Genomic DNA, 23005 nt, shown 5'->3' with positions numbered 1-23005 from the left:
TTTATCACCTTTACTCTTGGTGCTGGAAAATGAGATACGTTCATTAGAAGCCTATATAAAAGTACGCCTGCAATGGCTACGGTGATTAATTACTTATCCGCAAGCTTATGAGTCCTCGCATAATCCTAATATACCAGGACTGCATTCCTAATACATATAGGACTCCAGTCCTGATGCGTGAAGACAACAGTCCCAGTATGTCAGGACTGGGAAAGGATTGCATTAACTCCATTTAATCAGTCTGTTAAACCGGCTGATGGACATTAACTTACTTTCCAAAGGGTATGACATAAAGAAAGAGAGGCAATCCCCAATACGAGATTGAGAACGCCTCTCTTATCTTAGGTAAGCATTTGGTTATTTATAAGCTAACGCTTATTTCGTAGTCTTAACAGTCAGTTTAAATGGAACATACATAGTCTTATTCCATATATCTTTTACTATCAATTGCATATCGACTGTAGATGTTTCACTTACACCTTCTTCCAATTGATCTTTTACTGTAATAACTGAGTTGCCATCGAACGCATTAAGATTCAAATTGCCACCAAAGTCATTGATATTTTCAATGAACTTGGCTGCATAATTCTTATCTACAGCTTTTATAGCAACAGATACAATTCGGTTATCGGCTGGTTTTTCAGTTGTAGTTCCAACTACAATATCTTTTTGTGTTTGGAATTTAATCTGGGTTGCGTAAGCAATAAACCGGGTATAATCTGCATCCTTATTGGCTGCTGCAGCATCCTTAAGCGCGTAATAATTGCCTGCTACCTCGAAATAAGCTTGATTTTTTACAGAATTCCACAACTTCAGATAATCAGCTTCTTTCAGATAGAATTTCTCTTCTCCTGTCTGAGCAGCTAAGATATCTTCACCACTATAACCTAGATAGTTCATATCTTTTACAGCCAATTCAATCAACATGTTGTTGGCATCAAGCATATAATTAACTGATGATACAGCAGTTGTCAAATTATCTGTTATTCCATATGCATACCCCATCGCTGTAATATCTCCGGCTTTAGTAGCAAACAATGTATAGGACTTGCCCTTGTCTGATCCTAATGCAAATACGGCACTCTTGACAGCATTCTTGATGTCTACCTTATTGCTACCGTCTGCTCCACCATAGACTGCAACCAGCTTGTCGTTATCAAATGTAATAACTTGAGTAGGATCATCACTGTATACCTGACTCTTGACAACAACTTCGAAATCAAAGGTTATCTTGTTGTTTGGATTATTAAATAACGGATACTGAGCACGGATCTTACGAACTTTGTACATGTGTTGCTGGTTAGCAGGAACATTAGAGCCCTCTATCCACTTATTCACATGCAATTCGTCATTTTTAATCCAATCCCAATTTGCAAAATCTTTTGAATTTTGAGTATCACCGCCATTGTCTACGAATGTCTTATAATCCATATCAGTGAATGTAGGATCACCCAAAGCAGTGGTATATGCATTCGCTTTAATAATACCACTTTCAAAGTCGTAATCTACATTATTTCCAGTTGGAAGTGCAGAAACTTGCAATACGCCATCTTCAACAAATGCAGGATTCAGTCTCAAAATATCAGCCGCATCAGGATTGCTGACTGTCAACGTAGCATCATCCGAATAGATAACAGAAGTACCATTCATTGATGTCAAAGTGAGTTCATATTCAGTTGCAGTAAATTGTTCTGATATATGACCGTCCAATGCAGCCCCTGGCACAGCTCCGTTAACGTTGATACCGAATGTTACGGCTGTTCCGTTCCTCCATGTCACAGTTTGAGGATCGTAAGTAGTTACTTGACTGTTTGCATTATACCATGTAATCGAACCATTGTAAGCTACATACTTCTTATCATCTTTTTCTCTTGTTGCGGTGAGTTTTACATTGCCACTTAAGAAATTATCCAACTGGACAGCCGAGAATTTAAGGTCTTCCAAATTCCATCTAATAGAAGCCTTAGCCGGATCTACATTCAATGTTACGGCTCTATCAGCAAGCATGCCAACTGATTCAACGCCTTGAGTAATTGAGAATGTCTTTTCATGACTTTTAACACTACCATTTAAGCCGGCAGCCGTTAACTTCAATGTCACGTCAATCTGTGTTTCGTTGACAGGCATGTTAGCGATGGTTACTTTAGTGCCATCAATTGTAATGCCATATTTTTCTACTTGAACGGCATTGGTTGCTTCCAATACTACATATCCCTTGTACTCGTTCTTCAGTTCGAACATTGCTTTGCCGTCTTCCGGTGCTTCCAGCACATCGATAGTTTCTGCATATTTAAAGCTAGAAGTATTAGAGACAACGTTCACGTCATCAGTTATATCAGCCGATTCAACAGTATATGCATAAGCAGTTCTTACAACAGTTCCTTTGGAATTTTCTACAAGCAATGATGAACGTCCGTCTGTAGATTTGTATTCTTCTTTCTTTTCATCAAAAGCCGGTTCTACATTCAATGTCCACAAGCAAGAACTTGCGTCTGCAGAACGTGATACCAATTTACCATCATTCTCCCATTCCAAGCCTTCCGGCAATCCTTTTACAGGAGAAGAAACCGTAATTTCGGCCGTTTCACCTTTCAAGTTTACTAATGAATAAGTATATTGATCATCCAATTCTATGCTGGCTGGCGTTACAATCAAAGGTAATTTTCCACCTTGTTTTACAACTGCATCTTTCTTGATTTCTGCTAATTCCGGGAATTGTTTCAGCAATGTCTTTGCGTCTGCATTATTAGAATTCCACTCAGTCCACTCAGCTGTTTCAAATTCGACCTTAACTTGGTCAGCCGGAGCTTCCACTGTATAAGCGTCCGAAGTAGTAGGCAACAAGTAAGCAGTTCCGTCTACGTTCAGTTCAATGAAACCATCTTTTTCTACTACATAAATCTGGGTAGAGCCAGCGTATACGCCTGAGTCAACAGCCTTGTATTCGCTTGTAGCTTCGTCCCATTCCCAAACAAACCAGTTGCCTGTTTCCTTGTCGATGTAAGGAGACTTGCCCGGTTCGCCAGCTTCACCGGCAGGACCTTGTTCGCCAGCTTCACCTTGCTCGCCTTGTTCACCTTGTTCGCCTTTTTCACCTTTAGCGCAAACGCCAGTGTCTACACCGTCAATGACCCAGTTGTTAGTAGTGGGGTCAAGTGTGATGACAGTACCCGGTTTTCCGTCTTCACCGTTGATGCCGGTGATGTTCTGTGTGGTACCGTCGTTCATGGTTACAGTGAAAACATTTTCGATAGGAGTAACCGATGATACCCACTTGCCTTCGCCTACCAGCTTCTGCAAGGCTGCGATTGCATCCTTGTTAGAAGTGATTTGCTGTTGCAGGTTATTGATGTCATCATCATAATCCTTACAAGAGGTAAAAGTTCCTGCCGAAGCGAACAAAAGCGCTCCGAACAGCAGTGCACTTAAATACTTTTTTCTCATAACAAATTAAATTTAATTTATAAATTAAAAAACTCAAATCGTTCTAACTCAAGCCTTTACAAACACAGCCATATTCTGGAGAGAACGGGCGGAAAGCCCCGTCAGTAGCCGCGCCGGCTACATGTGCGGAATGAGCTAATTAATTGATAAATAAAAGTTTAGATGTTTACACATGCGGAGTTGACAACAAAATGTGCCGAAAATGTGCCGATTGAATAGTCGGATAGTTGAGTCGGAGAAAAAAGATATCTTATCAAAATAATTTGACAAAGATGGGTGCGCTAAAAAAGCAGGAGGCATAACAGTATTCGAATGTTTATGTCTCCTGCTATTGTCTTATAGAAAAAGATTTATCTTATTTCTTCTGCATCATGCGAACCAAACTGCCTGCACCTCCAAAAGGTAAGTAAATGTTTTCAAGACGTGTACCTCTCAGTTTTTGTGCTATCAGTATACGGGCAGTAGCATACACATCGGTAAGGACTGCTTCGATGAAACCATTAGGGAACTTATATTGATGGGTACCCTTTTGCGGATTGGTAACATATTCCAGGTTACTCAAACTGTCCACTTCTAGCGAGAATCGGAAGCGTAACGCTGCTCCAACTTCCTTTGCAGGAGTAACATAACCGACATGCGCTACAATGGTCAACATGTTTTTATTAATATCAGAAAGCAACTCGAATCCCATCTGAGGAATCAATGTTTTTGATTCGTCTGCCAATATTTCGTCGTTGCGGGTAAAGCCATCTTCGGCTATTCTTTTAAGGCTTACTTTCAGTTCATTCATAAACTCGTATTAAATTTATTTATTACATGGCACAAATGTATATAAAAAAGATTGATTTCCCGAGAAATTGATGTTTTTTTTTCAAAATTCTTCACTTTCTAAGAAGCTGTTTTGAATTTATCGTGCGATGATTTGGGATGAGTTTTTGAGGCATTTTCGCTTCTGTGATGAGGAAGATAGCGGGCTATCTGACGAAGAACAGGAGCGAAAAGGACCAAAAAATCGCCCAAAGCACACACGAAAAAGGCACGAAAAAGGATACATCAAGCCAAGAAAAACTTTTTGGAGAAATTCAAAACAGCTTCTAACAAGGCTTACCTATCATGGTGTTAAAGTTGCCCAAAGGAAAAGCTTCGAAAGCACTGAAAACCTAATCTGTTTTAAAGTGGAAGATCTGGAAGACTTTCTACCGCTTGTTGTTTCTGCTGATCGATGATGTGTATATATTTTTCTGTATGCCTGGTACTGGAATGTCCAGCCAAAGAAGCTGCTGTCTTGATGCTTGCTCCCCTGGCCATAATGGAAGTAATAAAGGTATGGCGGGCACAATGGAAAGAAATATGTTTGCGCAATCCGGCACGCCTGGTCCATTCATTGATGATACGCAAGCTATATGAATGGGAAGGAAGATGAAAAATGAAATCATCGGGAGTACCTTGTGATTCCTGCAACAGTTTCATGGCATTTTCATTCAGATAGATATGCAAGACAGGCTTTTGTGAATGACCTGCAACTTTTTTTTGAACCAACATCAGATGGCGTTGTGCAAAGTCTATATTCTTATAACACAATTCTTGTATATCGCACCAACGCAATCCGCTTTGGCACGAAAACAGGAAAGCCCGTTTCACTTCCGGATTGCGACAAGGTGTGAGAGTAAGTTTTACCAGTTCTTTAGGCGACAAAATCTGTTTAGTCACATCGTTATATTGAGGCAGCCGGATGCCTTTTGCCGGATTAGAGGGCAGAAGGTTTTCTTCTACGCAATAATCCAGACACATTTTGAATTTCTTGAAGTAATTGACAGGTGTATTGCCATGCAATCTTTCTTGTAAAAAGCGAAAGAACCGTGTACAAAAGCTATGTGTAATATGGTTCACAGGCAAAGAAGCAGGATGAAACTGACGGAGGTATGAAAATGCAGCCTGTACCATACGGCTATCTTTGGGCTGATAAATATTAAGGTATCCTATCGATACAAGGAAAAAGTCGGGTAAAGGTTCGCCTGCCGTTTCATCTTCTCTAACCTGAGAGTGAAATAATGGAGGCAGTTTCGACCAATAGTGATTGTGGAGATAATCGATTTCACGTTGTGCACGTAAAAGTTTAGCCAATTGCAATTTGGCACAATTTGCCTGACGTATTTCCTTGCTTACAGGTGCTTCTAGGGTGATGCCCAGGTTCTCTTTATAACGTTTTCCTTCAACATTACAGTCCAAATAGAGCGAAATGCGCCCATTTTTCAGTTTTCTTTTACACAATAAGATTCCCATGACTTACTGCAAGTATAAAAAAACTGTATCCTGTAGAAAGGTAATAACTTCTACAGGATACAGTCTAATTAAGAAAATGAATAGTTTTTATTCGGCAATACAAACCGTTACACGGTTTTCTTCCATAGTAGAGAACGGCTGTACGGTATCACCTTTATAATCAACGGTAATACGGTCTGCCGAAATGCCTTGCGCTTTCAATGCTTCTGCTACAGCTTCTGCACGTTCTTTTGATAACTTCTTGTTGATACGTGCATTTCCAGTATTCTTGTCAGCGTATCCGCACAATGAAACTTTTGCGTCAGTGTGTTCTTTCAGGTAAGCGGCAAGAGCACTGACTTTGCTCTGTTCTGAATTGCGGATTTCGGATGAATTGATAACAAAATAAATATTCTGTTTCATCGGTTGAACAACGACAGGTTCGGGAGCCGGTTCTTCTTTCTTTTCTTCTACTACAGGTTCTGGAGTTGGAGGAACAGGAGTCGGCTCGTAGTAAACAGGTTCTGTCTTTGTATAAGTTTTTCCGAATTTGAATGTAAATCCAGCTAAAGCATTGAACTGCCAGTCGGAATTACCTGCCTTCTTCGAATTGTATTTATCAGACATCGTGTTGGCATTCACTTCGATGTTGAAGAATACATGGTCGCTGATGCGTAAGTTCGTGCCCAAGCCGAAACGGCCTACGACATTTACTTTGCTGTCGCGCCACAGATATTCCAACCGATGTCCGGCATCGTTGATTGCTACGGCTTCATCGTTGTTGAATGCTCCGTTCACACCAATACCGCCGAACAAATACGCGTTGAAGAAACGTGTCGGATTGTAACCGCAGAACAGATTACTTAAGTCAAGTGTAGCATCTACATTTCCCTGCAAATAATTATACTTGTAAATAGTTTCAGGGCTTACCCACGCACCTTTAGCTTCCCAGCCACTCAGACCGGCACGCAATCCCCATAAGGGGGTAAACTGATATCCGACATTCAGTGCAGCTGCCGGAGAAATCAGATCTCCGAATTTGGCTTCTCCTACGGTGTGTGAGGCTCCGGCCTGAACCTGCATAAACCAGTGCGGGTTAAATACGGTTTTGCCTTCTTCTTTAATCTGGCGTGTCTCTGTGTTGCCGCTTTGGGCAAACGCTGCAATCGTGCTTAATCCAAGTACGAGTGCGGTAAGGTTTCTTCTTAGTTTCATAATCTTTTTATTTTTGTGTTATACAGATATTGCTTACCGAAAGTAAAGATATAAAAAAAAAGCATAGCTTGCACTTTTTTGGGGTGCTTTTTATAAATTTAATCGTCTTTCTTTAACATAGGGAACAAACAGAAAGTTTCTTTTGTTTCATATCTGTCCGTTCTTTTTATCGAATTTATAACTATTTTCTGCCGAAATCTTTCGGATTCCTTGTTGCGATGCGATGAACCCTCCGCCTAATACCCGGTTGGCATCATAAAACACAGCAGATTGTCCCGGCGTGATAGCTGAGGCTTCGGTATTGAATTTTACCAACAGGCAACCGTTATCCAACAGGATTACCTGGCAAGGTATCGGACGACTCCGGTAACGGATACGTACAGATAAATTCGGGCAGGCAAGCAATTCGTCTAAATCGGGAGTTTCGGGCGATTCTACCAGCATGTATTCCGTCTTTAGCTGTTCAACGTTTCCCAGCATTACCGTATTCTTTTCCGGATTGATCTTCAATACATATGCAGGTTCGCCCAGTGCGATTCCTAATCCTCTACGCTGGCCGATTGTATAATAAGCAAACCCTTGGTGCTGTCCTAATTTCATTCCTTTGCTATCGACAAACCATCCTGGCCCTATCTTTTCGTCAATATCGGGACAATGCTCGCGCAGAAACTCCCGGTAATCTCTGTCGATAAAACAAATCTCCATACTTTCCCCACCACGTGCCTTAGCTTCGAATCCTTTGCCGGCAAGATAATTGCGCACTTCTTCCTTAGTCATCCCACCCAAAGGAACCAGCATACGTTTTAAAATCGATTGCGGCAACTTCCAAAGGAAATACGACTGGTCTTTCACCGGATCGTCTCCTGTAATGATGTAACGCAATCCATTCCGGTCTTCGAACCGGCAATAGTGACCTGTAGCAATCCATTGACAACCGGTACGGTCGGCCCATTCGCACAAGATGCGTTCTTTGAATAATGGATTGCAAAGCACACAAGGATTGGGCGTACGTCCTTTCATGTATTCATCTATAAAGTATTGTACGATGACTTTTCGAAATTCTTCCCGCACGTCTGCGACATGATGCTCGATACCCAAACGGGCAGCCACGTGTTGCGCTTCGATTATTTCATTGGGTTGTTCCTGAGCGGGGGAAGAAAAATGTGAGGGGATGTCCCATGTGCGCATGGTAACACCTACCACTTCATATCCTTGCTCTTGCAACATGATGCAGGTAGCAGAGCTGTCTATGCCTCCGCTCATTCCCACCAATACCCGTTTGTCTTTTGTCATATTTTGTTCTTTTTTAGAAGTTAAAGGAGTTAAGGAGTTATACCCCGCTTCTCTCCGTCAGAAGCCGGAAGCGGATGTTTTTTGATTATATATGCAACGGACGTTCCAACTATTTCCACCTGTCATCGCACCTATCTGCACAGGCGTCTGCTTATAGGAACAATTCCGGTTCACGCCTTGCGCTGAAGTTTTCATGCAGGAATGCAGCAAAGGGGTTATCGTAAACACGTGCTCCGTTCGGGCAAACTTTTACGCAAGCACAACAACGGATGCAGCGATTCACATCAGTCTCGATGCTGGTACCGTCCGGACTGATACGGATAGCATGGGTAGGACATACTTCCACACATTCTCCGCATACAAAACAGTTTTCGTTACAGACCGGAGCCGAAGGTGTTCCTGTAATAAAAGGTTTATATGGAACATTTCCCTTGATATAAAACGCAGGGACCGGCAGATTTGTTCGTTCCAGCTTCGACAAACTGTCTTTGCCGAACTGTATTGCCTGGTACAAATCATCGGCATCGGGTCTGCCTGCTGCTATCGGCCGTTGTGGCGTGCTGTAGCTGTGCTCTCCGATAAAAGCACCTGCGGACAGAGGCGTAAATCCCAATTCGATAGCCATATCCCGCAATTCTACCAGTGCGTCTTCATAGTCACGGTTGCCATAAACGGCGACCAATATTACCGGTGAGCCGCTGGTCTTCAGACGTTTCATGCGTTGCAAGGCGACAGGTGCCACACGTCCTTTGTAGACAGGTGTGGCAAGTATGGTCAGCGAATGATTGATTTCGATGGCAGAGACAGATTCATCCAATGTAAGGTCGGTTTCGATGCGTCTTTCCATTCCGATGCCTTCGGCAATGGCACGGGCTATTTTCTCTGTGGTATGTGTCGGCGAGAAATAAACAATGTGGGTTGTTTGGAATGTAGTCATATCATTAAGCATGTTTAATTGAACAAAAGTAATAAAATAACTCAGATTATTCATTACCTTTGCATGAGATTCAGAAAGAAAATTATGGAAGAACAGTTCGACATACGCGATTATAAGCCTACCGGAAAGGAGCGTGATTTCGAGAACGCGCTGCGTCCGCTTCAGTTTGAAGACTTTAGCGGGCAAGATAAGGTGGTGGATAACCTGCGTATTTTTGTAAAGGCGGCACGGCTTCGTGCCGAGGCACTTGACCATGTATTGCTGCACGGCCCTCCCGGACTGGGGAAGACTACGTTGAGCAACATCATTGCCAATGAACTGGGCGTAGGGTTCCGTGTCACATCCGGTCCGGTACTGGACAAGCCCGGCGACCTGGCGGGAGTCCTGACCAGCCTGGAACCGAACGATGTATTGTTTATCGATGAAATACACCGCTTGAGTCCGGTCGTGGAAGAATACCTGTATTCGGCAATGGAAGACTACCGGATAGACATCATGATAGACAAAGGTCCGTCGGCACGCAGCATCCAGCTTGACTTAAACCCGTTCACCCTGGTAGGAGCGACGACCCGAAGCGGCTTGCTGACCGCACCGTTGCGGGCACGCTTCGGCATCAACTTGCACTTGGAATACTACGAAGACAGCACGCTGACCAAAATCATCTTGCGCTCGGCAAAGATTCTGGGGGTGCCTTGTGATACGGAAGCGGCTGGAGAGATTGCCTCGCGAAGCCGCGGAACGCCCCGTATCGCCAACGCTTTGCTCCGGCGGGTGCGTGATTTCGCGCAAGTGAAAGGCTCCGGACGCATCGACTTGAAGATTGCCCAGTTCGCATTGGAGGCATTGAACATAGACCGTTACGGCTTGGACCAGATAGACAACAAGTTGCTTTGCACCATCATCGACAAGTTCCGGGGCGGTCCTGTAGGATTGACCACCATTGCTACGGCATTGGGAGAAGACCCCGGCACGATAGAAGAAGTATACGAACCCTTTCTTATCAAGGAAGGCTTCTTGAAGCGTACGCCTCGCGGAAGGGAAGTGACCGAACTGGCATACCAGCATCTGGGCAGAAGCCGGTGGAATGAACAAAAAACATTATTCGATTGAGCGTGTTTGATTTCACCACAGAAGGCACAGAGTATCACAGAGGAAATAAAATATCTCTCCGTGTCCTCTGTGGTGAATATAAAACGAGCGCATGATTACAAACTAATTGACATCTATGGCTGGACTGAAATCATTGGCTAAAGATACGGCAATCTACGGACTGAGCAGCATTGTCGGACGGTTTTTGAATTATTTGCTGGTGCCTCTCTATACGGCGGTCATCCCGGCTGTATCGGGCGGTTATGGCGTAGTGTCGAACGTATATGCCTATACGGCACTGATATTGGTATTGCTGACTTTCGGCATGGAAACAGGGTTCTTCCGCTTTGCCAACAAGACCGATGCCGACCCGAAACATGTGTATGCCAATGCGCTGTTGTTTGTGGGCGGATTATCCCTGTTGTTTGTCGCGCTTTGCCTTGCGTTCATCCATCCGTTATCTGCCTTTCTGGAATACCCCGACCATCCTGACTATATCGCCATGATGGTGATTGTAGTGGCACTCGATTCGTTCCAGTGCATCCCTTTCGCCTATTTGCGCTATCAGAAGAAACCGATGAAGTTTGCTGCCATCAAGTTGTTCAACATCATCGGGAATATCGTGCTGAACCTTTTCTTCCTCTTGTTGTGCCCCTATATATATAAGGTGTCGCCCGAAACAATCAACTGGTTCTACCGGCCCGATTATCTGGTGGGTTACATTTTCGTATCCAACCTTATCATGTCGGCGGTGCAGATGTTCTTCTTTATCCCCGAACTCAGAGGCTTTTCCTATCGGTTGGACCGCCCGTTGATGAAGCAAATGGTGAGTTATTCATTCCCTATCCTGATATTCGGGTTAGTAGGTATTTTAAACCAAACGGTAGACAAGATGATTTATCCATTTTTGTTCGATGACCGGCAAGAAGGTTTGGTGCAGCTGGGCATCTATAGTGCGACAAGTAAGGTGGCGATGGTCATGGCGATGTTTACACAAGCCTTCCGCTATGCTTACGAGCCTTTTGTCTTTGGCAAGAACAAGGAAGGAGATAACCGGGAAATGTACGCCAAGGCAATGAAATACTTCTTTATCTTCTCGCTTCTGGCTTTTCTTGCGGTAATGTTCTACATGGACATTTTGCGCTATCTCATTGCACCCGACTATTGGGAAGGACTGGGTGTCGTGGCAATTGTGATGGGAGCGGAAATCTTGAAAGGCATTTATTTCAACCTGTCGTTCTGGTACAAGTTGACCGATGAGACAAAGTGGGGGGCTTATTTCTCCATCATCGGTTGTGCCGTTATCCTGATATTAAACATCTGGCTGGTTCCGCGATACGGCTATGTGGCTTCCGCCTGGGCTTCGGTAGCCGGATACGGGCTTATCACCCTGCTTTCCTATGTGATAGGACAAAAGAAATACCCCGTAGTTTATCCGTTGAAAGACATGACGGTTTATCTGGTTTTTGCCGCTGTATTGTACATTATTGCGCGGGAAATGACAATTACAAACATTATCTGGCGACTGGTGTTTCATACCCTTTTGTTGTTGTGCTTTGCGGGTTATATCGTAAAAAAAGACTTGTTGAAGGGGTTGAGAATAAAAAAATTAAGATAAGCAGTTATTTCTTCCTGTTTTTGCCCAACCGTCATCAGGCTATATCTGTACAGTATAGATTTGTGCATGCTGTGTTATAAGCATCAACAGATAGCGGGCTATCTGGCGAAGGACAGAAACGGAAAGAATCCAAAGAATCGCCCAAAGCACACACGAAAACGAATCTCAAGACGAGAAAAACTTTTTGGAGAAATTCAAAACAGTTTCCAACTTCTCAAATCAAATAAATCCTAACGAATAAAGGATGTACTGTTAGGCACATCCTTTATTCGTTAGGATTTGTTATCAAGTTATTTCCGTTTCTTTTTCTTTTTTACCCACTCAGGCATTCCGCCAAAGTCTACATCCGAGAATCCGTCTTCTTGGAAAAACTGACGCCAGTCGTCTTCCTGTTTCGGTGCACGTGCAGTCCGCTCCCCGTTACGGTCGGCTTTTACTTTTTTTGTTTCCTTGGAGCGTTTCTTTCCACTCTTATCGCTTTTGCCTTCGTTTTCTTCTGCCACTTCTACTACGACTTTGCGTCCGTTGTAAGTCGTCTTGTTCAAGGCTCTTACCACTTTCGGTGCTTGTGCCTCAATCACTTCGAAGAACGAGAAATTCTGCATCAGGTCGATGCGTCCTACTTCGATACGCTCTTTCTTCAAGTTACGGTTGATGAGTTCGATAACCTGATTGGGGAAGAAACCGTCGGTCTTGCCTAAGTTGATGAACAAGCGCGTATAACCCTTTTCGGCTTTGCGCGAACGCTCTCTGCGCTCCGGACGTTCTCCTTTTTTCTTCTCTTTCTTGTCTTTTCCTTTTTCGTTGGCACTGGGCTGGTCTATTTCCGGTGCATTCTTGTAATAGTCCAGGAAGCGGTTGAACTCCATCGATACCACGCGCTTGATAAGGTCTTCCTTGCTCAGCCATTCCAGTTTGCGGTAGATGCCCGGCAAGAATGCTTCGATTTCTTCTTCGTCCACCTTTACCTTTTCGATATCGTCTACCAGCTTAATCAGCTGCTGTTCGCAGATGGCTTGTCCCGTAGGCAAGGTCTCAACACTGAACTTCTTGTTCAAGATACGTTCTATTTGCTTCATCTTACCTTTTTCGCGCAGGTTCATGATGGCGATAGAGATACCCGTCTTGCCGGCACGTCCCGTACGTCCGCTTCGGTGGGTATAGCTTTCCACATCATCGGGCAAGCCATAGTTGATGACGTGGGTCAGGTCGTTCACGTCCAGTCCGCGGGCAGCCACATCCGTAGCAACCAGCAATTGCAAATGACGCTGGCGGAACTTCTGCATCACCAGGTCACGTTGCGCCTGGCTCAGTTCACCGTGCAACGAGTCGGCGTTATAGCCGTCTTGTATCAGCTTGTCGGCAATCTCCTGCGTTTCCAACCGGGTACGGCAGAAGATAATGCCGTAAATCATCGGATAGAAGTCTACCACACGTTTCAGGGCAAGGTATTTGTCTTTGGCATGCACGATGTAAGCCACGTGATGCACGTTCTTCGTACCTTCGTTCTTCGTGCCGATGGTGATTTCCTTTGCGTCACGCAGGTAGGTCTTGGCAATGCGTGAGATTTCCGGACTCATCGTAGCCGAGAACATCAAGGTATTGCGGTCTTCGGGCACCTTTTCCAAGATAGCGTTGATGCTGTCGGTAAAGCCCATGTTCAACATTTCGTCGGCTTCATCCATCACTACGTCACGGATGGTTTCCAGTTTCGCCACTTTACGTTCTATCAGGTCGATAAGACGTCCCGGAGTGGCAACAATGATATGTACGCCTTTCTTCAGGCTCTTGATTTGGCTCTCGATAGACGAACCTCCGTAAACGGGTATTATCTTCAGGTCGGTGATATACTTCGAATAGTCATTCAGGTCACCTGCTATCTGCAGGCAGAGTTCGCGTGTAGGGCAGAGTATCAATGCCTGAGGCACGCGGTTGCTAACGTCAATTTTCTGTATCAGCGGCAAACCAAATGCGGCTGTTTTTCCGGTTCCGGTCTGTGCCAGAGCCACTACATCGTTCCCGTTTCCCAACAGGTAAGGGATTACTTCTTCTTGTACGGGCATCGGGTTCTCGTAACCCATTTCTTCAATCGCTTTGCGTATTTCGGGAGCTACGCCAAGTTCTTCAAATGTCTTCATTTATCTATAACTGTCTAATTCGGCTGCAAAGATACAGAGAATTAACGATATATACGTATGTTTGCCCGTTTTTTTGCTGACAAAAAGGAAGGAAAGTGTCTTGCTGTTGCTATTTCACCACAGAGGGACACAGAGGCACACAGGGTTTTCATTTTTTATTCCTCCGTGACACTCTGTGACCTCTGTGGTGAATATCGGTTATTCTTCCGCCTGGTATTCCAGTATGTCGCCGGGCTGGCAATTCAGTTCCTTGCAGATGGCTTCCAGCGTAGAGAAGCGCACCGCTTTGGCTTTTCCTGTCTTCAGGATAGAAAGGTTTGCCGGTGTCAGGTCAATCCGTTCGGCAAGCTCTCCCAGCGAAATCTTCCGTTTCGCCATCATCACATCAAGATTTACTATTATCGGCATAGGCATTATTGTTTATTTTCCAGTTTCTTCCACCATTTGGTATAACGGCGGGTCAGTTTGTAATAGATAGCAACCACAAGATAAACCCAAGCCACATTCATGAGCGGAAGCCAAGTCTGCTTGGGCACCAATGGGACTATCACTAAAAAATAGATGAGTTCGCCTACAATCATCGAGGCGATAAGGCACAGGAAGATGTAAAATCCTGCCATTACTCGGGTATAGTTGCTTTTCGGTTTCATAGGCATAATGGGTTTAAATGGTGAGGTCCTGTTCTTCCTGCATGCGGATGCCTATCTTGAACATCAGCGAGACAAGGACGATGAACAATCCGATGATGATAAGCAACAGGCTGGTATCGGTCGGCATCTCAAGAGGAGAACAGTTGATAATAGCATTGATAAGCGCGCCGGAAATAACGGTCGAGCCGCCAATGGCAAGCAGGATGCGCTGGTTGGCGGAAGTAAAGACCGATCCGTTCCGCACGTTGCGTGCCAGAAAGTAGGTCAGGGCGGCGATGAAGAACATCGCGTATGCCTTTATGCCTTGCACCAAGGCAAACCAAATGAAGGTGTCGCTTGCGTCTTTGCCCAACTCATAGCAGATTGGGAAAATGTTCGATACGCCAAAGCATGTTGCGCTAAAGACAGAGAGCACCATCAGCGCTTCGCAATATTGCACCAATTGTTTATCGGGTTTTGTTTTCATAAGCGGTCCGTTTTTTTAGATGGTTAAATCATTCTCTTCTTTCAGTTTTAACCCGATTGCAAAAATCTCGGCGAACAACAAGGAGGTGAAGCCGATGAGCAATGTCGGGTCTGAAAACTGGAAAGCAATGGAAAAGTCACAATCCTTCAAGCTTATCACTTGAGAAACCAAATGATTGTTGATGGCGAACGTCACCAACGAGCAACAGAAGCAGAGGATAAGCGAAAAGCCCAACCGGCGCAGGCGTTTCACGTTCGCCCAATCGAAAATGATGTTGCGGTGGATGTTCCGAATCATTTTGACGAATTGGACTATGGCATAAATGCAACATATTATCACCATCCAGTCCAGCAATGAAAGGAATATGGAGTCGGTAGCATCCGCTTTTTCGTTCGGAACTCCTATCATGCTGATAAAAGGAAGAATAGACACGGTGGAACCGTCTTTCTCATTGATAGCCGTAGCGGTTTCGTTGGTGATGACATCGGTCGGCATCGTGCCAATCATCTTGTAAGTCACGTCAAGCTTTTCCACTCCCGCCGCTCCTTGTTCGTAAGCGTCAATCCCTGCCTTGAAACCATAATAGAATGTACTGAACAAGAAGGACATGGAGACAAGAACGGCGAGCACAATTCCCAAGCAGATGAGGTTTAGTCTTTTTTTCATAAGGCGTAATAATTTGCAATGTGTAATTTAGATGGTTAAATCCTGTTCTTCCTTAATCTTTACCGCTACGGCATAGACTTCCGCCAGCAAGACGATGACAAAGAAGGAACTGAAATCGTAAACGGTATGTTCGATGCCGATGACCTGATAGCCCGGAATACGGAGCTGGCTTACCGCATCGCGCTCCAACAACCATTCGAAGAACATCAATCCCAGGTAAACTCCGGCATTGACGTAGGCGAACCAGCGTATCCAGTATACGTTGCGACGGGAAAAAATATCACGTTTCGCCACACGTATCAGCAAGCGGATCAGGCAATAAATGGAATAGATGCCGATAAGGGCAACAAAGAAAGAGCCGAAGGTAAGAGCTATCGCAATGAACCAGCTGGGGCGCACCTCGCATTTTACTTCGGCAATACTATAGGGCACGGTCTTTGTCCCATCCGCAAGTTGCAAGGTGGCTTCCCCCTCCATTCCTTCGGGAATGACTTTGGCTTTTACGGGAAGAAGGAAAGAATGGACATAACTTGCACCGCTTTCCGCTTGTTGTGCTCCGGTTTCACGTCCGGCATTAAAGCTTTCTATTGCATCTCCGCCAGACATCTGTAAAACGAACTCCGCGCAAAGGGCGATAATGGTGATGATTCCTAAAAGGCTGATGTATTTCATAAGATATACTTTAATGCTGTTCAAATTCCCGTTAGAACCTATTTACATGCCTCCGCAAACGAATATATCTGCGTTTGCCATTGAATATATCTTCTATGGAAGTTTCAGTAGTACTGAAACTGGCGATGAAGTATATATTACTTTTCAAGGCAAGCAAACAGGCCGAACGGAAGTGTTTATTTATATGGTTAAATCGTTCTCTTCTTTGATGCGTACCGCTTGGGCGAAAATCTCGGTCAAGAGGGCAATCACCAACATGAAAGTCCACGAATATTTCAAGTGGAACTCATCGAACACATACCCGGAAGATACCAGCTCGCTGGTGGCAATCCGATAAAGGATATAGTTCTGAAGTTCGTACAAGGCAGAGAATGCCATTATCGGATAAATGAAGAAACGCAGGCGGCGTATGTTCTTCCGAATCAATATTTCTCCCCGGCTCACCGATATCAACAAGCGTATCAGACAATAAACTCCATAAAAGACGAGCAATATAACAGGTAGAATCACAAAGCCCATGGCATGCACCCATGAATTATGCTTCACGTAAGTGTTCACCCCATTCACTTCGCAGGGTACATTTGCTTGCATAGCCCGGTTGAACAGGCTATCAGGAATCCCGTCTTTATATCCTTCTACCGATAAAGACACCGAATTAAAGTCGGCAGGCAGAACCAGTTGGGAATCGGTTTCGGCATCATTCCACCCGTCTATAAATCCGGGAATGGCATCTTTAAGAGCACCTCCTATCAGCGCCAATATCACGATAATTCCTAAAATGCGTACGGTTTTCATAAGCGTGATGAATTAGGCTTGTTCTTTACTTTCTGATGCAATCACTTCTTCTGCCGGAGCGGGTGTTTCTTTCCATGCTATCTGATTCGGAATCAGGCGGGTCTTGATGTACCAGATGCTCCATACGGTCAATGCTACACCCACGAGGGCAAGGCAAATGGCTCCGGTCGTGCCCAAGGCTTCGGTCATGGTTTCGTCTTCCCCTCCCGACAGGTGGAAGAGCAATACTGAGGTACCGTTATTGATAAAGTGCATCAACATGCAGGGCAACAGGCTTCCGGTGCGGTAATATACCCAGCCCAGTACCAATCCCAGGATGGAAGCGAAAAACATTTGCACGGGATTGCCATGTACGATACCGAAGATAAGGGCAGACACCAGAATCGCCCAGGCGGGATTCTTCCATTTGCGTAACAAGTGGCCTTGCATTCCTCCGCGGAACAAAAGTTCTTCCACAATGGGAGCCATTACGACGATGGAGATAACGCCCAACGGGTTGTACATTGCCTTGGTGAAAATCTCTTCCATTGTATCGGGCAATCCGGTGAGTTCGGTCAGGTAGTTCGTCCAGCATCCCATCCCCACGATGAGGATAATAGAAGCAAGCATCACCTTGCCGGCATTGGGGAAGCTTAGGGATAACTGGTCACGCTTTACATATTTCCAGACCAGCAGGTGAACACCTACCGCCAAAGTGGAGAGCACTTGCGCCCACATGGTGAGCTGGAAAACCATAGCATCGGATTGGGGAAACTCCAACGTGTGGTTGGCTATCATATAGCCTCCGGAAAAGATGCCGGTGAATGCGAACGTATAAAGCAGGTAATAGATGAAAAGTTTAATAACGCGTCCCATAGTTGTATCTCCTTATTTTATATAGGTGAATGAATCAAGTGGATTATCTCTGAATGTCGGTCAACAACATACCGTTTTCGGCTTGCTGGTAGTAGATGCTGGTCTGGATGTTTTGCGTAAACGCGCCCGAAGCCTTGTCGTACTCAGCATAGTCAATCAGGTAGATACCGTCGCCAGGAAGGTAATTCAGCAGGTAAGCGGGTTGCCACGAACGGTTATCGGCATTCCAGCGATAGGCTTTCTTTTCCGCCAGGTTCCCGTTGGCATCGTATTGGTATTCGTATTTCAGCTTCGGCGTAATCGAGATGCCATCGGCATTCAGCGTAGAAACGGTCATTGTGTTTCCGTCTTGTCCGTAAACAAAAGTGTTCTGTGCACTGGCTTCGGTAGCGGTTGTAAAACTCATCATAGCGGTTGCGAAGATAGCGGCGATAGCTTTGGTAACAAATGTCTTTTTCATAATCGTATGTCTTTAATGTTTTTATTAATCTTGTTTTGTTCTCTATTCGATAATTATTTATCGTTTATCGATATGCAAATGTACGCATTATTTTTATACTACCAAAGATTTTCGAGAAAAATTTATCGAAAAACGATAATTTTTTAATGAAATGCGGTTATAACGCCTTCTATAGGGGATAACAAGGCTTGTTTTTTATTCCGAAAGGCATAAGTGGAACAGGACTTTCGGTTGTTCTTTATATATAGCGGCATAGCCAAACGTTAAAAACGCGGCCGCCCGTGTAGGCTGACGTAAGCGGTTACGTTGGTCTACACGGGCGGTTGCGGAAGGCAATGCGGGCGGTCACGCAAGGAGATAAATCAATAGGCATCTTGCGGGCTTCCGCATGGGCTGTGCCATATTATATAATAAGGAGTAATCTTTACCTAAAAAACATATCATCCTATGAAACGACTAAGCATGATTTGCCTGTTCCTGCTCGTCTGGGCTGGAACAATGTTTGCACAGACACTGAAATCGCCGGACGGAAACCTGACCCTGCAGTTCCGCCTTTCGGCTGAAGGTACACCGGTCTATTCCTTGCAATACAAAGGAAAAGATGTCATCAAGGAGAGCAAGTTGGGATTCAGCGTGCGTCCCGATTATCAATTCGACCGCAACTTTACGGTGACCGATACACAAACTTCGGAAAGCAACACTACCTGGAAGCCCGTATGGGGACAATACAGTGAAATCCGCGACCACCATAACGAATTGTTCATCGCCATGAAGCAAAACGGAACGGGTTGGCTGCTGAACCTCCGTTTCCGTCTGTTCAATGACGGGCTGGGATTCCGCTATGAGTTCCCGGTGCAGAAAGAACTGCGCCATTTTACGGTGAACGAAGAAGAGACCGAATTCCGCCTGACCGGCGACCATAAGGCGTTCTGGCTTCCGGGCGACTATGATACGAACGAATATCCCACTACGACTTCGAAACTCTCGGAAGTGGCAAGCCTGATTGACAGCGTGCGCCAGGAGCCGCTCGCCATCCGTTCGGCTACCCCGAACCTTGCCGTACAATCGCCGTTGATGCTGAAATCGGCTGAAGGGTTATACATCAACATCCACGAAGCCGCACTGGTGAACTATCCTGCCATGCAGCTGAATCTGGACGACAAAGGCTTCGTACTCAGCACGCATCTTACGCCCGACCGCAATGGCACGAAAGCCTACGTGCAGACCGGAAGCGTTACGCCGTGGCGTACCATCGTAGTAAGCGACGATGCCCGTGACATCTTGGCTTCCAGCCTCATCTTGAACCTGAACGAACCTTGCAAGCTGGCGGATACCTCATGGATTCATCCTACGAAGTATGTCGGCGTATGGTGGGAATACTTCACGGGGCAAGGCTCCACATGGGCATATACCGACACGCAGGACATCGTTATCGGCAAGACCGATTATACGAAGCTGAAACCGAACGGACACCACGGAGCCAACACGGCACACGTGAAAGAATACATCGACTTCGCCTCGAAACACGGATTCGATGCCGTATTGGTAGAAGGCTGGAACGAAGGCTGGGAAGACAACTATGCTTACAGCAAGGAATTCATCTACGATTTCGACAAGCCCTACCCCGATTTCGATGTAGCCGAACTGCAACGCTATGCCCAGGAGAAAGGCGTGAAAATCATCATGCACCACGAAACCACCTCATCGGTAGCCGACTACGAACGCCAGATGCACGACGCGTTCCGCTTTATGAACAAATACGGATATGATGCCGTAAAGACGGGCTACGTAGGTGGCATCATCCCGCGCAGCGAGCACCACGACGGACAATGGATGGTGAACCATTATCTCCGCGTGGCGGAAACGGCTGCACAATATAAGATTATGGTCAATTCGCACGAAGCCGTACGCCCCACAGGCTTATGCCGCACCTATCCCAACTGGATTGCCCAGGAGTCGGCACGCGGCACCGAGTTTGAATCCTTCAAAGGAAACCGCCCCGACCATACCACCATCCTGCCGTTTACCCGCCTGATGGGCGGCCCGATGGACTATACGCCGGGTATCTTCGAGGGAGACCTCTCGCAATACGGCTCGAACCAGGCGAAGCTGAGCACCACACTGGTAAAACAACTTGCCCTCTACGTCACGATGTACAGCCCGCTCCAGATGGCAGCCGACCTCTACCAAAGCTACGAGAAGCACCTTGATGCCTTCCAGTTCATCAAAGACGTGGCGGTAGACTGGGACAACACCTACATTCTGGAAGCCGAACCGGGTGACTACATCACCATAGCCCGCAAGGCGAAAGGCAAGAACGAATGGTACATCAGCGGCATCACTGACGAGAATGCGCGCGAAGCCGTTATCGACCTCAGCTTCCTGCCCGAAGGCAAGAAATACGAAGCCACCATTTATGCCGACGGCAAAAAGGCAGACTGGCGCACCAATCCGCAAGACTACGTCATCTCCACCAAGAAAGTCTCCAGCAAGACCGTGCTGAAGCAACGCCTCGCGCCCAGCGGCGGTGTAGCTATCAGCATTAAGGAGCTGTAATTAAAAATAGAATACGGAAACACCGAGTTGCATATAGCGGTATCTTTCGGGGTACCGCTATTTTTATAGCATAATTATAAATATCAAAATATTGTTTTGAAAATCAGAACTCTTTTCCTATCTTTGTGCTGTGATAATCAAACGACCCAATGAGAATATTTACAGAACAGGCGATAAAAGAGTATTCGGAGACTCATCCCGATGCGAAAGTGGCTTTGCAAGAATGGGCCACTATAGTCAAGAAGAGCCAATGGACGTGTTTTGCCGATGTAAAGAAATCGTTTAACAGTGTGGATAACGTAGGCAACCAGCATTACGTATTCAATATCAAAGGTAATAATTACAGGCTGATTGTAGTAATAAAATTCACGATAAAGTTTGTTTATATCCGTTTCATTGGGATTCATTCGGAATATGACAAAATAGCTGATTGCTCTAAAATTTAAACTTATGACAAAGATAGAAACAAAAGCTCAATACGATTGGGCTGTAAAAAGAGTCGAGGAACTTCTTCCGTTGGTTACGGACGAGACGCCTCTCGATGACCCTAGCAGCATCGAATTGGAATTGCTGTCCAACCTTGTTGCTGACTATTCGGAAGAGCATTTCGCATTGGGAGAACCTACGCTTGTCGACATCCTCAAACTCCGTATGTACGAAATGGGGTTGAACCAGAAGTCTTTGGCTAAACTGATTGGCGTCAGCCCTTCACGTCTAAGCGATTACATCTCCGGGAAATGCGAACCTACACTGAAAGTAGCCCGTGAGATAAGCCGGAAATTAAGCATTGATGCAAACATCGTATTAGGTGTGTGACGCAAGAGATGCTTCATGCGGCGACGTGGTTATAAGTTTCAAATATGATTCAGCAGCCGGGTGATTTCTTCTTTGTCCCGATTCAGCTGGGCAATCAGCGCCTCGATGCCCTCGAACTTCTGTTCCTCACGGATGTATTGCATGAACTCTACCCGAAGAGCGTGCTGGTACAGGTTGCCTTCGAAGCCGATGAGGTGCACCTCGATACTCCGTTTGGTGCCGTTGCCTATCGTGGGGCGGCTGCCGATGTTCAGCATGCCGGCGTAGCGTTTCCCCTCCACATACGCGTAAACGGCATAGACCCCTTCTTTCGGTACCAGCTTGTCGGGGCAGGACGGTTGGAGGTTGGCGGTAGGGAAACCCAGCTTGCGCCCCACCTGATAACCGCTTACTACCTGCCCGTCGAGGTAATAGCGATAGCCCAGATAGCGGTTGGCACGCACCACGTCACCTTCTTTCAAGAGGTTGCGGATGAGGCTGGAGCTGATAGACAAGCCGTCTTCTTCCAACGCCTGAGCATGGATGACCTCCATACCCAACTCTTCCCCATAGCGGCAATAGTCCTCGAAGCCTTCGCTCCGGTTGTGCCCGAAGCGGTGGTCGTAACCGATAACCAGTGCCTGCACGTTGAAACGGACGTGCAGCAGTTCCATAAACTGACGTGCCGAAAGCAGTGACAGTTCGTGCGTAAACGGCAAAAGGATGCAATAATCGGCATCCTCTTGCTGTAACAAATCTTTTTTCTGAGGAAGGCAAGTGAGCCATTGCGGACAATAACCGCTTTGCATGACCTGCCGGGGATGGACAGGGAAAGTAACCAGCGTGCTCCGCAATCCTCTGGCTTGGGCCTCGCGGTGCACTTGCTCTATCAAGTATTGATGTCCGCGATGCACGCCATCGAAGCACCCGATAGTGGCTGCGCAAGGCGGAAACGCAAATGGACTTTCGGCACTGATTATTTCCATAAGTAGATGTTGAGAATTAGTTTATATAATGTGGTCGGCTCAGAAACGCAGATTAACGCAGATTTTCGCGGATTCTTTTAATTTACTATTTTTCGATTTACGAAGTAC

General features: G+C 45.6%; 22 protein-coding genes. 6 read left to right on the top strand and 16 right to left on the bottom strand.

Annotated elements, in window-relative coordinates:
• Window positions 1-375: 375 nt before the first annotated feature.
• Together B5F78_RS07825 and B5F78_RS07820 are read right to left on the bottom strand one after the other, a co-directional pair.
• A complete protein-coding gene (locus B5F78_RS07825) occupies window positions 376-3444 on the bottom strand; it encodes a hypothetical protein (RefSeq protein ID WP_140400085.1) in 3069 nt (1022 codons plus the stop codon).
• Window positions 3445-3799: 355 nt separating this feature from the next.
• Window positions 3800-4234: a hypothetical protein gene (locus B5F78_RS07820; RefSeq protein ID WP_087211935.1), complete on the bottom strand. Its 435-nt coding sequence runs from the start codon at window positions 4232-4234 to the stop codon at window positions 3800-3802.
• Window positions 4235-4361: 127 nt separating this feature from the next.
• Here B5F78_RS07820 and B5F78_RS17130 point away from each other — a divergent pair, with 127 nt between their 5' ends.
• On the top strand, window positions 4362-4670 hold the full coding sequence (locus B5F78_RS17130) for a hypothetical protein (protein WP_162608504.1): 309 nt from the start codon (window positions 4362-4364) through the stop codon (window positions 4668-4670).
• Here the strand turns inward: B5F78_RS17130 and B5F78_RS07815 are convergent.
• The 4 genes from B5F78_RS07815 to B5F78_RS07800 form a co-directional block, all read right to left on the bottom strand.
• A complete protein-coding gene (locus B5F78_RS07815) occupies window positions 4615-5727 on the bottom strand; it encodes a site-specific integrase (protein ID WP_022040140.1) in 1113 nt (370 codons plus the stop codon). The genes B5F78_RS17130 and B5F78_RS07815 overlap by 56 nt on opposite strands.
• 87 nt (window positions 5728-5814) lie before the next feature.
• Window positions 5815-6921 carry an OmpA family protein gene (locus tag B5F78_RS07810; protein ID WP_022040141.1) on the bottom strand — a complete coding sequence of 369 codons (1107 nt, stop codon included), beginning with the start codon at window positions 6919-6921 and terminating at the stop codon, window positions 5815-5817.
• A 147-nt stretch (window positions 6922-7068) separates the two neighbouring features.
• Window positions 7069-8184 (bottom strand): tRNA 2-thiouridine(34) synthase MnmA, encoded by a 1116-nt coding sequence (mnmA, locus tag B5F78_RS07805; RefSeq protein ID WP_239465726.1) that lies wholly within the window; start codon window positions 8182-8184, stop codon window positions 7069-7071.
• Between the two features lie 181 nt (window positions 8185-8365).
• Window positions 8366-9151 (bottom strand): 4Fe-4S binding protein, encoded by a 786-nt coding sequence (locus B5F78_RS07800; protein ID WP_087406429.1) that lies wholly within the window; start codon window positions 9149-9151, stop codon window positions 8366-8368.
• An 84-nt stretch (window positions 9152-9235) separates the two neighbouring features.
• Here B5F78_RS07800 and ruvB point away from each other — a divergent pair, with 84 nt between their 5' ends.
• Both ruvB and B5F78_RS07790 read left to right on the top strand, forming a co-directional pair.
• Window positions 9236-10261, top strand: coding sequence for a Holliday junction branch migration DNA helicase RuvB (gene ruvB, locus B5F78_RS07795; protein ID WP_022040144.1), 1026 nt, complete (start codon window positions 9236-9238; stop codon window positions 10259-10261).
• A gap of 115 nt (window positions 10262-10376) precedes the next feature.
• A complete protein-coding gene (locus B5F78_RS07790) occupies window positions 10377-11858 on the top strand; it encodes an oligosaccharide flippase family protein (protein ID WP_087406428.1) in 1482 nt (493 codons plus the stop codon).
• A 290-nt stretch (window positions 11859-12148) separates the two neighbouring features.
• Here the strand turns inward: B5F78_RS07790 and B5F78_RS07785 are convergent, their stop codons facing one another.
• From B5F78_RS07785 to B5F78_RS07745, 9 genes are all read right to left on the bottom strand, one after another.
• Window positions 12149-13996, bottom strand: a complete 1848-nt coding sequence (locus B5F78_RS07785; protein WP_087396056.1) for a DEAD/DEAH box helicase — start codon at window positions 13994-13996, stop codon at window positions 12149-12151.
• Between the two features lie 198 nt (window positions 13997-14194).
• Complete coding sequence (locus B5F78_RS07780; protein WP_013618101.1) at window positions 14195-14404, bottom strand: helix-turn-helix domain-containing protein; 210 nt, start codon at window positions 14402-14404, stop codon at window positions 14195-14197.
• A gap of 5 nt (window positions 14405-14409) precedes the next feature.
• Entirely contained in the window at window positions 14410-14646 is a 237-nt protein-coding gene (locus B5F78_RS07775; RefSeq protein ID WP_022040147.1) for a hypothetical protein, read from the bottom strand.
• Between the two features lie 13 nt (window positions 14647-14659).
• On the bottom strand, window positions 14660-15112 hold the full coding sequence (locus B5F78_RS07770) for a DUF2975 domain-containing protein (RefSeq protein WP_087406427.1): 453 nt from the start codon (window positions 15110-15112) through the stop codon (window positions 14660-14662).
• Between the two features lie 15 nt (window positions 15113-15127).
• Window positions 15128-15778: a DUF2975 domain-containing protein gene (locus B5F78_RS07765; RefSeq protein ID WP_087406426.1), complete on the bottom strand. Its 651-nt coding sequence runs from the start codon at window positions 15776-15778 to the stop codon at window positions 15128-15130.
• Window positions 15779-15805: 27 nt separating this feature from the next.
• A complete protein-coding gene (locus B5F78_RS07760) occupies window positions 15806-16450 on the bottom strand; it encodes a DUF2975 domain-containing protein (protein WP_140400083.1) in 645 nt (214 codons plus the stop codon).
• A 180-nt stretch (window positions 16451-16630) separates the two neighbouring features.
• Window positions 16631-17245: a DUF2975 domain-containing protein gene (locus tag B5F78_RS07755; protein WP_087406424.1), complete on the bottom strand. Its 615-nt coding sequence runs from the start codon at window positions 17243-17245 to the stop codon at window positions 16631-16633.
• 12 nt (window positions 17246-17257) lie between these two features.
• Window positions 17258-18100 carry a CPBP family intramembrane glutamic endopeptidase gene (locus B5F78_RS07750; protein ID WP_087406423.1) on the bottom strand — a complete coding sequence of 281 codons (843 nt, stop codon included), beginning with the start codon at window positions 18098-18100 and terminating at the stop codon, window positions 17258-17260.
• A gap of 43 nt (window positions 18101-18143) precedes the next feature.
• Window positions 18144-18560, bottom strand: coding sequence for a DUF3836 domain-containing protein (locus tag B5F78_RS07745; RefSeq protein WP_087396068.1), 417 nt, complete (start codon window positions 18558-18560; stop codon window positions 18144-18146).
• A 447-nt stretch (window positions 18561-19007) separates the two neighbouring features.
• On the opposite strand from B5F78_RS07745, the gene B5F78_RS07740 reads away from it, so the two are divergent.
• The 3 genes from B5F78_RS07740 to B5F78_RS07730 all read left to right on the top strand — a co-directional run bounded on the left by B5F78_RS07740 (window position 19008) and on the right by B5F78_RS07730 (window position 21932).
• Window positions 19008-21116 (top strand): glycoside hydrolase family 97 protein, encoded by a 2109-nt coding sequence (locus B5F78_RS07740; RefSeq protein ID WP_087406422.1) that lies wholly within the window; start codon window positions 19008-19010, stop codon window positions 21114-21116.
• Window positions 21117-21265: 149 nt separating this feature from the next.
• Window positions 21266-21562 (top strand): type II toxin-antitoxin system HigB family toxin, encoded by a 297-nt coding sequence (locus tag B5F78_RS07735; protein WP_087406421.1) that lies wholly within the window; start codon window positions 21266-21268, stop codon window positions 21560-21562.
• 4 nt (window positions 21563-21566) lie between these two features.
• Window positions 21567-21932 carry a helix-turn-helix domain-containing protein gene (locus B5F78_RS07730; RefSeq protein ID WP_022040156.1) on the top strand — a complete coding sequence of 122 codons (366 nt, stop codon included), beginning with the start codon at window positions 21567-21569 and terminating at the stop codon, window positions 21930-21932.
• A 38-nt stretch (window positions 21933-21970) separates the two neighbouring features.
• Here B5F78_RS07730 and B5F78_RS07725 read toward each other — a convergent pair whose 3' ends face one another.
• Window positions 21971-22897, bottom strand: a complete 927-nt coding sequence (locus B5F78_RS07725) for a bifunctional riboflavin kinase/FAD synthetase (protein WP_087406420.1) — start codon at window positions 22895-22897, stop codon at window positions 21971-21973.
• Window positions 22898-23005 lie beyond the last annotated feature (108 nt).

Source organism: Bacteroides sp. An279 (assembly GCF_002159615.1).
Lineage (GTDB): Bacteria > Bacteroidota > Bacteroidia > Bacteroidales > Bacteroidaceae > Phocaeicola > Phocaeicola intestinalis.
The sequence above is the reverse complement of the archived record's forward strand: the minus strand, read 5'-3'. Positions and strand labels throughout refer to the sequence as shown.